The organism is Enterovibrio calviensis DSM 14347 (assembly GCF_000621165.1).
GTDB classification, from domain to species: domain Bacteria; phylum Pseudomonadota; class Gammaproteobacteria; order Enterobacterales; family Vibrionaceae; genus Enterovibrio; species Enterovibrio calviensis.
Window position 1 is genome coordinate 82,955 of the sequence record NZ_JHZA01000008.1, and the last position, 11,193, is coordinate 94,147.

General features: G+C 48.3%; 8 protein-coding genes. 7 read left to right on the forward strand and 1 reads right to left on the reverse strand.

The genetic code is table 11. The features are described from left to right. The first annotated feature begins 252 nt into the window (after positions 1–252). From nrdA to glsA, 6 genes are all read left to right on the forward strand, one after another. On the forward strand, positions 253–2,532 hold the full coding sequence (gene nrdA / locus Q365_RS0107375; protein WP_028022739.1) for a class 1a ribonucleoside-diphosphate reductase subunit alpha: 2,280 nt from the start codon (positions 253–255) through the stop codon (positions 2,530–2,532). A 66-nt stretch (positions 2,533–2,598) separates the two neighbouring features. Beyond that, positions 2,599–3,732 (forward strand): class Ia ribonucleoside-diphosphate reductase subunit beta, encoded by a 1,134-nt coding sequence (gene nrdB, locus Q365_RS0107380; RefSeq protein ID WP_028022740.1) that lies wholly within the window; start codon positions 2,599–2,601, stop codon positions 3,730–3,732. Continuing rightward, complete coding sequence (locus tag Q365_RS0107385) at positions 3,729–4,019, forward strand: 2Fe-2S iron-sulfur cluster-binding protein (RefSeq protein WP_028022741.1); 291 nt, start codon at positions 3,729–3,731, stop codon at positions 4,017–4,019. The genes nrdB and Q365_RS0107385 overlap by 4 nt, the downstream gene beginning before the upstream one ends. A gap of 501 nt (positions 4,020–4,520) precedes the next feature. Beyond that, complete coding sequence (locus Q365_RS0107390) at positions 4,521–5,900, forward strand: glutamate decarboxylase (RefSeq protein ID WP_028022742.1); 1,380 nt, start codon at positions 4,521–4,523, stop codon at positions 5,898–5,900. A gap of 86 nt (positions 5,901–5,986) precedes the next feature. Continuing rightward, on the forward strand, positions 5,987–7,534 hold the full coding sequence (gene gadC, locus Q365_RS0107395; RefSeq protein ID WP_028022743.1) for a putative glutamine/gamma-aminobutyrate antiporter GadC: 1,548 nt from the start codon (positions 5,987–5,989) through the stop codon (positions 7,532–7,534). Beyond that, positions 7,531–8,472, forward strand: coding sequence for a glutaminase A (glsA, locus tag Q365_RS0107400; protein ID WP_028022744.1), 942 nt, complete (start codon positions 7,531–7,533; stop codon positions 8,470–8,472). The genes gadC and glsA overlap by 4 nt, the downstream gene beginning before the upstream one ends. A 93-nt stretch (positions 8,473–8,565) precedes the next feature. Here the strand turns inward: glsA and Q365_RS0107405 are convergent, their stop codons facing one another. Further along, the gene (locus tag Q365_RS0107405) at positions 8,566–9,831 is read right to left on the reverse strand and encodes a CinA family nicotinamide mononucleotide deamidase-related protein (RefSeq protein ID WP_245621518.1); all 1,266 of its coding nucleotides are present in this window, start codon (positions 9,829–9,831) and stop codon (positions 8,566–8,568) included. Positions 9,832–10,297: 466 nt separating this feature from the next. Here Q365_RS0107405 and Q365_RS0107410 point away from each other — a divergent pair, with 466 nt between their 5' ends. Further along, positions 10,298–11,185, forward strand: a complete 888-nt coding sequence (locus Q365_RS0107410; protein WP_028022746.1) for a DUF3943 domain-containing protein — start codon at positions 10,298–10,300, stop codon at positions 11,183–11,185. Positions 11,186–11,193 lie beyond the last annotated feature (8 nt).

Sequence of the window (11,193 nt, forward strand, 5' to 3'; positions counted from 1 at the left end):
TATAGGACAAAAGGGTTAGTAAGCACTAACATAGCAATCATCATCCCCAAGATATCCACAGAAGACATATATTCGCTAACTTGCAATATCATCAGCTCATCACTATCTTGTTACTCAAGCAAGGCGAACCCCCTATATGTAGTGTTTGGATGCGTACGCCATCAGTTTAATATTGATCACAATTCTTCCTTGCAACTTGTGAAATCTTGCAAAAACACGTCTTCAGGCAAGGAAATACCGGGAACAAGATAAATGAACCAACAAATCACCGTCCAAAAGCGCAGCGGCGCAAAGGAAAACATTGATCTAGACAAAATCCACCGCGTTATCGAGTGGGCTGCCAAAGACCTAGACAATGTCTCAGTATCACAAGTCGAACTCCGTTCTCATATCCAATTTTACGACGGTATTAAAACTGAAGACATTCACGAAACCATTATCAAAGCTGCGGCAGATTTGATCTCTGAGCAAACGCCAGACTACCAATATCTGTCAGCGCGCCTCGCGATTTTCCACTTGCGCAAAAAGGCTTACGGCCAGTTCGAACCACCTAAGCTTGTTGACCACATTCGTAAGATGGTCGACATGGGCAAGTACGACCATCACATCTTGGAAGACTACACCGAAGAAGAATTGAACATCCTAGATGGTTATATCGACCACTGGCGTGATATGAACTTTTCCTATGCTGCGGTTAAGCAATTGGAAGGTAAATATTTGGTACAGAACCGTGTTACTGGCGAAATCTACGAAAGTGCACAGTTTTTGTACATTATGGTTGCTGCGTGCCTGTTTGCTAACTATCCGAAAGAAACGCGTCTTGACTACGTTCGCCGTTTCTACGATGCCGCTTCACTATTCAAGATTTCACTGCCTACGCCAATCATGTCAGGCGTTCGCACACCGACTCGCCAGTTCAGCTCATGCGTACTGATCGAGTGTGATGACAGCCTTGATTCTATCAATGCGACAGCAAGCGCTATTGTGCGTTATGTCAGCCAACGTGCAGGTATTGGTATCAACGCAGGCCGCATTCGTGCCCTTGGCAGCCCTATTCGTGGCGGCGAAGCATTCCACACGGGTTGTATTCCGTTTTACAAGTACTTCCAAACTGCCGTTAAGTGTTGCTCGCAAGGCGGTGTTCGTGGCGGTGCAGCCACGCTGTTTTACCCAATGTGGCACCGCGAAGTTGAAAACCTGCTGGTGCTAAAAAACAACCGCGGCGTTGAAGAAAACCGTGTCCGTCACATGGACTACGGCGTACAAATCAACAAATTGATGTACACCCGACTGATTAAAGGCGAAAACATTTCACTGTTTTCACCATCGGATGTACCAGGGCTTTACGATGCCTTCTTCGCTGACCAAGTAGAATTTGAGCGCCTGTACGTTCAATACGAGCAAGACGTTTCGATTAAGCGTGAAACCGTCAAAGCGGTTGAGCTGTTTTCATTAATGATGCAAGAGCGCGCTTCAACAGGCCGTATCTACATTCAAAACGTTGATCACTGCAACACGCACAGCCCGTTCGACCCGAAAGTCGCGCCGATTCGACAGTCAAACCTATGTTTGGAAATCGCATTACCGACCAAACCACTGACCAATGTAGAAGATGACAACGGCGAAATCGCTCTTTGTACGCTGTCTGCATTCAACTTGGGTGCGATCAAAGAGTTGGACGAGCTTGAAGAGCTGGCTGATTTGACCATCCGTGCGCTTGATTCATTGCTTGATTATCAAGACTACCCGTTACCAGCAGCACGCAAAGCCACCATGAACCGCCGTACACTGGGTGTGGGTGTGATCAACTTTGCTTACTACTTGGCTAAGAATGGTGTTCGTTACTCAGATGGTAGCGCGAACGGCTTGACTCACCGCACCTTCGAAGCGATCCAGTACTACCTACTGAAAGCCTCTGTGGGTCTCGCGAAAGAAAAAGGCGCATGTCCTTCTTTCAACGAAACCACCTATGCACAAGGTGTGCTGCCGATCGATACCTACAAGCGTGATTTGGACAACGTGTGTGAAGAAGCGCTTCACTATGACTGGGAAGCACTGCGTGGTGAAATCGTTGAGCATGGCTTGCGTAACTCAACCTTGTCAGCATTGATGCCATCGGAAACCTCGTCACAAATCTCGAATGCGACGAACGGCATCGAACCACCACGTGGTTTTGTGTCAATCAAAGCATCGAAAGACGGTATTCTGAAGCAGGTTGTGCCTGAGTACGACAAGTACAAAGAAAACTACGAACTGTTATGGAACATCGAATCAAATGATGGATACCTGCAGTTAGTCGGTATCATGCAGAAATTCGTCGACCAAGCGATTTCTGCTAACACCAACTATGACCCAAGCAAACAAGCTGGCGGTAAAACGCCAATGAAATTGCTACTCAAAGATTTGCTGACGGCATACAAGTTGGGTGTGAAAACGCTGTACTACCACAACACACGTGATGGCGCTGACGATGCACAACAAGACCTAGCAGCACAAGACGATGACTGCGCAGGCGGTGCTTGCAAAATCTAATATCTAAACGAGAGGGAGCGTAAGCTCCCTCTTTAAGGTTTCATTTTACACGGTATCTTTACGGCAATGGCTTACAGCACTTTTTCAAAAACAAACAATAACGCACTCAAAGAGCCGATGTTCTTTGGGCAGCCGGTGAACGTAGCGCGCTACGACCAACAAAAGTATGAAATTTTCGAACGACTGATCGAGAAGCAACTTTCGTTTTTCTGGCGCCCTGAAGAAGTCGATGTTTCTGGCGACCGTATTGATTACAACAAGTTGCCCGAGCATGAAAAACACATTTTCATCAGCAACTTGAAGTACCAAACGCTATTGGATTCCATTCAAGGTCGTAGCCCGAACGTTGCATTGCTTCCGTTAGTGTCGATTCCTGAGCTGGAAACGTGGATTGAGACTTGGTCTTTTTCTGAAACTATCCACTCGCGTTCTTACACGCATATCATCCGTAATATCGTCAACAACCCGTCTGTGGTGTTTGATGATATCGTCGCTAATGAACAAATCATCAAGCGTGCGAATGACATTGCCAAGTACTACGATGACCTGATTCAAGCCACCAGCGACTACCATCGCTTAGGTGAAGGTACACACACCATTAACGGCGAAACGGTTGTGGTTTCTCTTCATGAGTTGAAGAAGAAGCTGTATGTGTGTCTGATGTCAGTAAATGCACTGGAAGCGATTCGTTTCTATGTCAGTTTTGCCTGCTCATTTGCGTTTGCGGAACGTGAACTTATGGAAGGCAACGCGAAAATCATCAAGCTCATCGCCCGTGACGAGTCACTGCACTTAACCAGTACTCAGCACATGCTGAACATTCTGCGCAGCGGCGATGACGATCCTGAGATGGCTGATATCGCAAAAGAGTGCGAGCAAGAGTGCTTTGATTTATTTAAAGAAGCGGCAGAGCAAGAAAAAGAATGGGCAGAATACCTGTTCAAAGACGGCTCAATGATTGGCTTGAACAAAGATATTCTTTGCCAATATGTGGAATACATTACCAACCTCCGCATGTCTGCCGTGGGCCTAAAGCCTGCTTACGCTAACGCGTCTCAAAACCCAATTCCTTGGATCAACGCATGGCTGTCTTCAGACAACGTTCAGGTTGCCCCACAGGAAGCAGAAATCAGCTCATACCTTGTCGGCCAAATTGATAACGACATGAACATCGATGATTTGGGTGACTTCGAACTATGAGTCAAATCACTATCAAAGTGAATGGCGAAATGCTGGTGGGTAATACCCACCAGCCACTGCTTGACCAACTCGAACAATCAGGACTTCAGCCTGAATTCCAATGCCGCAACGGTGTTTGTGGCGCTTGTCGTTGCAAACTCGATAAAGGCTCAGTCAATCAGCAAGATGCCATGGCGTATGTTGCGGCGGGCGAAATCCTGACTTGCGGCGCAGTGCCTTCTGGCAATGTTGAATTGGAATTCGACTACCAGCTTTCATTTGTAGCAAAAAAAGCCGCGAACCTCTGACTCAGGTCTCGCGGCGCTCTTTTTGCTACCCACCCAATGTTTCATCCCATCATCGACGTGTGACCGCTAGAGGTCAGACTCCACCATGCCGACAGGCAGCGCCTTTACTGGTGGCCCTGTTTACCGTATTGATGATTCTGACCTACTTCGAAGGCTTGGTGATGTTCTTACCCAACCTATTCAAATAGTCATTTCTCATTCCCACTATGAAAGCGCGTCTCGCTAAGAGGCGCGCTTTTTTTGCGTCTTTTTTTGCACCAAGCTCGTCGCTGTGAAAAGAAGATATCGACTCGATAAACTGACTTAAACATCTTGATAAAGAGAAGGAAATGAACAGCGGTTAACCCGTATTCATACAATTTCATTGTGTGCCCAAAACAAGGGACATTCGTCGCATTATTATTTAACTATACCTATCAGTGCGTATGAACACTTACACCCCTTATCTAAAAGCACTGATGCAAACGCGTTTATTCAAATGCACATGAAGGAGCACCACTGATGGGATTGCACTACGAGAAAAAAAATGGCGATAACTGCGAAGACCTATACGAAGAAGCCCTCTCTCGCAAACAGCTACCCAAATTCTCTCTCCCCCAACAAAGCCAACCCGCAGATCTTGTCTCTCAATTGTTGAAAGATGAGCTTCTGATGGATGGCAATGCACGTCAAAACCTCGCCACCTTCTGTTCCACATGGATGGAACCCAGTGTCCATGAATTGATGGATGCGTGCATAGACAAGAACATGATCGACAAAGACGAATACCCACAAACCGCAGAGATTGAAGCGCGTTGTGTCCATATTCTTGCCAATCTTTGGAATAGCCCCGAAAGCGAAACCACTGTGGGATGCTCGACCACCGGCTCATCAGAAGCGGCCATGTTGGGTGGTCTTGCCATGAAGTGGAACTGGCGCAAGAAACGCGAAGCCTTAGGGCTTGCCACAGACAAACCCAATATTGTTTGTGGTCCCGTTCAAATCTGCTGGCACAAATTCGCCCGCTATTTTGATGTCGAAATGCGCGAGATCCCGCTCGATGGTGATGAAGTGGGCATGAACCCCGACAAGCTCTCTCAGTATGTCGATGAAAACACCATTGGTGTCGTCCCTACCCTTGGTGTGACCTACACCTGCGTTTACGAACCCGTAGAGGTGATATCGCAAAAGCTTGATGAACTCCAAGCAAAGACAGGGCTAGACATCCCGATTCATGTTGACGGCGCATCCGGTGGTTTTATTGCCCCCTTTGTCAGCCCTGAACTGAAATGGGATTTTCGTCTGCCACGTGTCGTTTCTATCAACAGTTCCGGTCACAAATACGGTTTAGCCCCGCTCGGTGTAGGCTGGGTGATATGGCGAGACAAAAAACATCTGCCCGATGAATTGGTATTTAATGTTGATTACCTTGGCGGAAACATGCCGACGTTTGCACTCAACTTCTCGCGTCCAGGCGGGCAAATCGTGGCGCAATACTACAATTTTCTGCGTTTAGGCTTTGAAGGGTACAAGGGCATTCAAGAGTCTTGCTTAAGCACTGCGCAATGGCTGGCAGACGAAATCGCCAAACTCGGGCCTTTCGATCTGTTCTACAACGGCCGAGGTGGCCTGCCTGCCCTTAGCTACAGTTTGAAGGAAGGTGATTGGGGCTTCACGCTTTATGATCTTTCTGACCGTATGCGTATGCGCGGCTGGCAAATTGCCTCCTACCCACTTCCAAACAACCGACAAGACACCGTGATTCAACGCATCATGATTCGCCATGGCGTGAGCAAAGATATGGTCACTCTGCTGCTTGAAGATCTCAAACGATGTATTGAGTACTTCAAACAATATCCGCAAGCCAAATCAGGCACTACCTCTTCGTTCCACCACGGCTAGTCCTAATCTAGTCGGGTTTAACGAATCGTTTAATTTAGTCCAAAGGCCACCACCTCGCGTGGCCTTCACTCCAAGGGATTAAAATAATGGCTAACAAAAACAACACCGCCGCCGCTGGCAAGATCAGCGTGGTGACATTTGCCATCATGAATATCGTGGCAGTCGTCAGCTTACGTGGGCTGCCCGCTGAAGCAGAATATGGTCTCAGCTCCGTTTTTTTCTATGTCTTTGCCGCCGTATTCTTTCTGATACCCGTTTCATTAGTTGCCGCAGAGCTCGCAACTGGCTGGCCAGAAAAGGGGGGGATATTTCGATGGGTGGGTGAGGCCTTTGGCCCAAAACTGGCTTTTATGGCCATGTTCTTATTGTTTGTTCAGGTGTGCGTATGGTTTCCGACAGCACTCACATTTGGTGCTGTGTCCTTGGCCTTCATTGGGCCAGACCAAACGTTTGATGCGGCGCTTTCCGAGAATAAGTTCTTTGTCCTCGCCATCGTATTAGCCATCTACTGGTTTGCCACGTTTATCGCCTTTCGAGGTGTGGCTGCATTTACGCTGCTCTCCAAGTGGGGTGGTATTGTCGGGACCATCATCCCCGCCATTATTCTGATCATTTTAGGCTTTGCCTTCCTGTTCAGTGGCGAAAAAATACAGATTGAAATGGAATGGAAAGACGTCGTTCCTGATCTATCAAATTTCAATAATGTGGTACTCGCAGCCAGCATTTTCCTGTTTTACGCAGGGATGGAAATGAACGCCATCCACGTCAAAGACCTCGACAACCCCACACGCTCTTACCCCATCGCCATTGGTATTGCGGCGCTTGGCACCGTGGTGATCTTTGTTCTTGGAACCCTTGCCATCGCCTTCGTTATTCCAAGCGCCGACATCAATCTGACGCAGAGTTTATTGGTGGCGTACTTCGATATGTTCCGATGGGCAGGGCTAAGTTTCTTAGGCCCCATCATGGCAATCTGTCTCGCCATCGGCGTGTTGGCTGGTATCGTCACTTGGGTCGCAGGCCCTTCTACTGGCCTATTGGAAGTGGCCAAAGCGGGTTATATGCCTCGGTTTTGGCAGCAAACTAACAAGAATGGCATGGCTATCCATATCCTGTTGGTTCAGGGGATTATCGTCAGTTTTCTCGCCGTGACCTTTGTCGTTCTGCCTTCAGTCGAAGCTGCTTATCAAATCCTTAGCCAACTCGCTGCGGTTATCTATCTCACCCTGTATATGCTGATGTTTTCCGCTGCCATTTATCTGCGATTTAGCCAACCTAACCGCCCTCGTCCCTACAATGTACCGGGAGGAAAAACGGGGTTATACATATTTGCAGGAATTGGCTTCACAGCATCCGCCATTGCCTTTGCTTTTAGCTTCATCCCGCCGAGCCAAATTGCCGTTGGCAGCCCAACGGTGTTCATCTCTATTTTGGTGGGATTAAGCCTATTTTTCATCGCGATTCCCTTTATCATCTACGCGGCGCGTAAACCCCATTGGCGTGAAGAAAACTCTGACTTTGCCCCGTTCACATGGCAGATTGAAGGCGTGCATCCCGGCCTGCAAAATGATTCCAACACGCACACCGAAGGCGTGACAGCGATTCATCGCGAAGGCAAAGGAGAAGCATCATGAGAACCTTGCCTCCTGCTAGCGTTCTGCAATCATTGGTTGATGAAACCTATGCGCAATTTAAAGCCTTGCCGGGTGGGGAGAATGCCAGCTATATCCCCTATCTTGCGTCAGTGCCTTCAGATCTTGCGGCATTGGTCATTGTGACCGCCAATGGCGATATCTATCAGGCGGGTGACAGTAACTATGGGTTTGCTATCGAGTCCATATCAAAAGTCGCCACGCTGGCACTGCTAATGGAAGATGTTGGCCCTGAAACAGTACGTGAAAAAATTGGCGCTGAACCGACGGGTCTGCCCTTCAATTCCGTCATGGCATTGTGTGAACATCAAGATAAGCCGCTCTCTCCTCTCGTGAATGCGGGTGCTATGGCGAGCGTCAGTTTGCTGAATGCAACAGACCCAGAAAACCGATGGGCTCGCATTCTCGACATGCAGCGGCGGATCACCGCAAACACCATCATGCTCTCTGATGAAATCAACGAGTCCGAACAGACAACGAACTTCCATAATCGCGGCATTGCGTGGCTGCTGTATGCGGCTGGGAATTGTTTCTGTGACCCCATGGAAGCGTGCGATGTTTATACGCGGCAATGCTCAACGCTGGTGACATGCAAAGATTTGGCAGTCATGAGCGCGACACTGGCCAATCGCGGTATGAACCCTATCTCCAATGAGCAAATCATCGCGGCGCAAAACGTGGCTCCGGTACTTGCGGAAATGACAATGGAAGGTCTGTATGACTATTCAGGAGATTGGGCTTTCGAAGTGGGTTTACCCGGGAAAAGCGGCGTGGGTGGCGGTGTGCTGGCTGTCGCCCCTGGAAAACTCGGTATCGCCGCGTTTTCGCCACCGCTAGATGAATCCGGCAACAGTGTTCGAGCGCAGCGGATGATTGCCCACGTCGCCAAGACGCTCAATTTGAGTATCTATGCCGCATGAATCGTTGCCGCGTGAGTCGTTGCTGTTTCTCTTCTCAATAAAAAACGCCTGACAGTATCAGGCGTTTTCAAAGCATGTTCTACTAAACGTGCGTTATTCGCTTTGACTGGCGCTTTCGCCCGCATCAACAGGAATATGCAGCGATTCAGTGATAACCAAAGAGGCGATATCCGGAAACATCTCATATCCGCAAAGATAGCGTCTTAACATATCTAACAACATAGTTGCGGTGTAACAACGGAAGTTCTCATTCGTTTGAGAACGGCGCGGCTTCACAACAATCCCCCAATCACCGTCTGCGGCTGACAACCCAAGAGCAACGCGACCCGCTTCCATATTTCCACATGCTAAGCCGATATCAACCCCCGCATTCTCGCGTGATGCCGTTGCCATCGCGAGCACAGCGGCTAACGGATTATAATCACCATCGGCAACCAGGCTTGATTCACTCAACACCCAACCTTGAACAAACGCTTCTTTGGTTGGTTCTGCTTGATTGAGCCAATTGGCGAGATACCCACCAGAGAATTTTTCCGCAACGGAAATGGTCATTTTGCTTTGTTCAAGAAGCTGACCAACAGACGCCAACATGGGTTGACCATCACCCACCAAACGATCGCCCAACACATTACGGATCGCGTCGGTGATCAGAGAGATATCGCTGTGCTGACGAGGTGAAAACAGTTTCACTTCAATAAATGGTAACGAAGAGCGGTAACCCAGCTCGAATTCGTTAGGCAGCGACAGAGTTTCTAACTTGTCGTTAAGCAGTGATTCAGAGAAGCCGAAGGTATATAAACGCTGAATCTCTTGCTTCGTGGTGTTCGGGAAACCCGCTTGAAGACGCGGCACAATTTCATTGTCAAACATGTGCTTGAATTCACTTGGCACACCTGGAGTAAAGAAGAACAAACAGTCGTTCAGCGTGGCCGCAAAACCACACGCACTACCAACAGGGTTATCCACCAGCTCTGCGCCTTCGGGCAGCATGGCTTGTTTAATGTTGCTCTTCGGCATGGTCTTACCGTTTTTCTCAAACCGTGCTTTCAGTTCTGTGAGCCAATGGTTATTCAACTCAAGATCAACATCCATCGCCATCGCCATCGCTTCGGTCGTGAGATCATCAGTGGTCGGCCCTAAGCCACCATTCACAATCACCACATCGGATACTTGGCTGCATCGAACAAGCTCTATAGCGATGTCATCAACCGCATCACCCACAGTCACACGACGGTGTAGCGCAAAGCCTTCTTCAAAGCAGCGTCTCGATAACCAAGCTGCATTGGTATCAGTGATATCACCATGAAGCACTTCCTCGCCAGTGCTTAGCATTGCGACTCGAAGTTTGCTCTGTCCCACTGATATCTCCTTATAAGCGACGGTGTAAAACCATTATGCACAGACACTTAGTTCTATCGCAACAAGCGATATTCATGATGTCTAAGCGTGGGCAATACATTGAATGATGGCAAGCGTTACTGACAACTCAATCAAACTACCAGGCCTCACTTGCGAGCCAAATCCTTCGTCACACCTCGCACTAAAGTTGATCACCATAGATACAGCCAAATTAAAATAGAGACGAATGTCTAGTTTTTGGTGGAAATATAACCCTTTCCGTTGCTATGATTAGCGGCTTATTTGTGAGTGCCTCACAATTAGCACTTTGTTTCGGTTATGACTCCCATGCTTCAGCGTGGTTATCATGGACGTGTCTCATACACCGACCAAATACCACTGTCATTTTTTAACACTTTTTCTCGCCAAACTTCGGCAGCATTTCGAGGCTGAATAGTTTGGCTTTTTGTTGTGTGGGAGATCCTACGTGCGTTATCGCTCAACCTTGGCTGCGGCCGCTTTGCTCTGCTCTCAATCAGCCTTAGCTTTTGATGCATCAACCATCAATTTCGAGCAGCAAGCTTATTCCTACTCGAACAGCTATGGTTTTGATGCCCTTGCTCTTAACGACACGCAAGATCCGTCGGCAGATAACGCGTTGCGTTTCAACGAATCTCCCGCTCACCGTTTGCCAAAATACTTGTCCACTGCCCCAGAAAAAGACTGGGACTACTTGATGGGTCAAACCTATACCATCTTGGGATTGAGTGTTGCGACAGTCGGCTTGATGACATTCTTGCCAGAAAGCATCACTAACTGGACTGCGGAAGACCGTGACTTCAGTAACCTTGCCAGCAAATGGTGGGACAACGTCTCTGAAGGACCGGTGTGGGATAAAGATGACCATTACCTGAACTACGTGATGCACCCTTATTTCGGTGGTGTTTACTACACCGCGGCACGTCACTCTGGCTTCACTGAGTTCGAATCGTTCTTATACTCCTTCACCATGTCGACCTTTTTCTGGGAATACGGTGTAGAGAGCTTTGCAGAAGTACCGTCTATTCAAGACATCATTGTTACACCGCTATTTGGTGCAGCAGTCGGTGAATGGATGTATCTGACAGAGAAAGAAATCGTTGCTGATGGCGGCGAAGTCATGGGCTCGGATACCTTAGGTGGTGTCAGCTTGTTCTTCCTCAACCCTGTGGGCCATATCCACTACTGGGTAACCGACTGGTGGCAAGGTGATACCGATGTTCGTATGAACTACGACCCTTGGTTTAACAACCATGATGCAGCAAGATTTGCCGCTGACGCGGGCGCACCCTACGACAGTCAGTTTATCGGTATGCAAGTTAGCTTGAAGTTTTAAGCCTGATT

Excerpts from the sequence above, each read along its gene's own strand:
- nrdA (WP_028022739.1), top strand. The coding sequence starts at position 253 with ATGAACCAACAAATCACCGTCCAAAAGCGCAGCGGCGCAAAGGAAAAC.
- nrdB (WP_028022740.1), top strand. The coding sequence starts at position 2,599 with ATGGCTTACAGCACTTTTTCAAAAACAAACAATAACGCACTCAAAGAG.
- Q365_RS0107385 (WP_028022741.1), top strand. The coding sequence starts at position 3,729 with ATGAGTCAAATCACTATCAAAGTGAATGGCGAAATGCTGGTGGGTAAT.
- Q365_RS0107390 (WP_028022742.1), top strand. The coding sequence starts at position 4,521 with ATGGGATTGCACTACGAGAAAAAAAATGGCGATAACTGCGAAGACCTA.
- gadC (WP_028022743.1), top strand. The coding sequence starts at position 5,987 with ATGGCTAACAAAAACAACACCGCCGCCGCTGGCAAGATCAGCGTGGTG.
- glsA (WP_028022744.1), top strand. The coding sequence starts at position 7,531 with ATGAGAACCTTGCCTCCTGCTAGCGTTCTGCAATCATTGGTTGATGAA.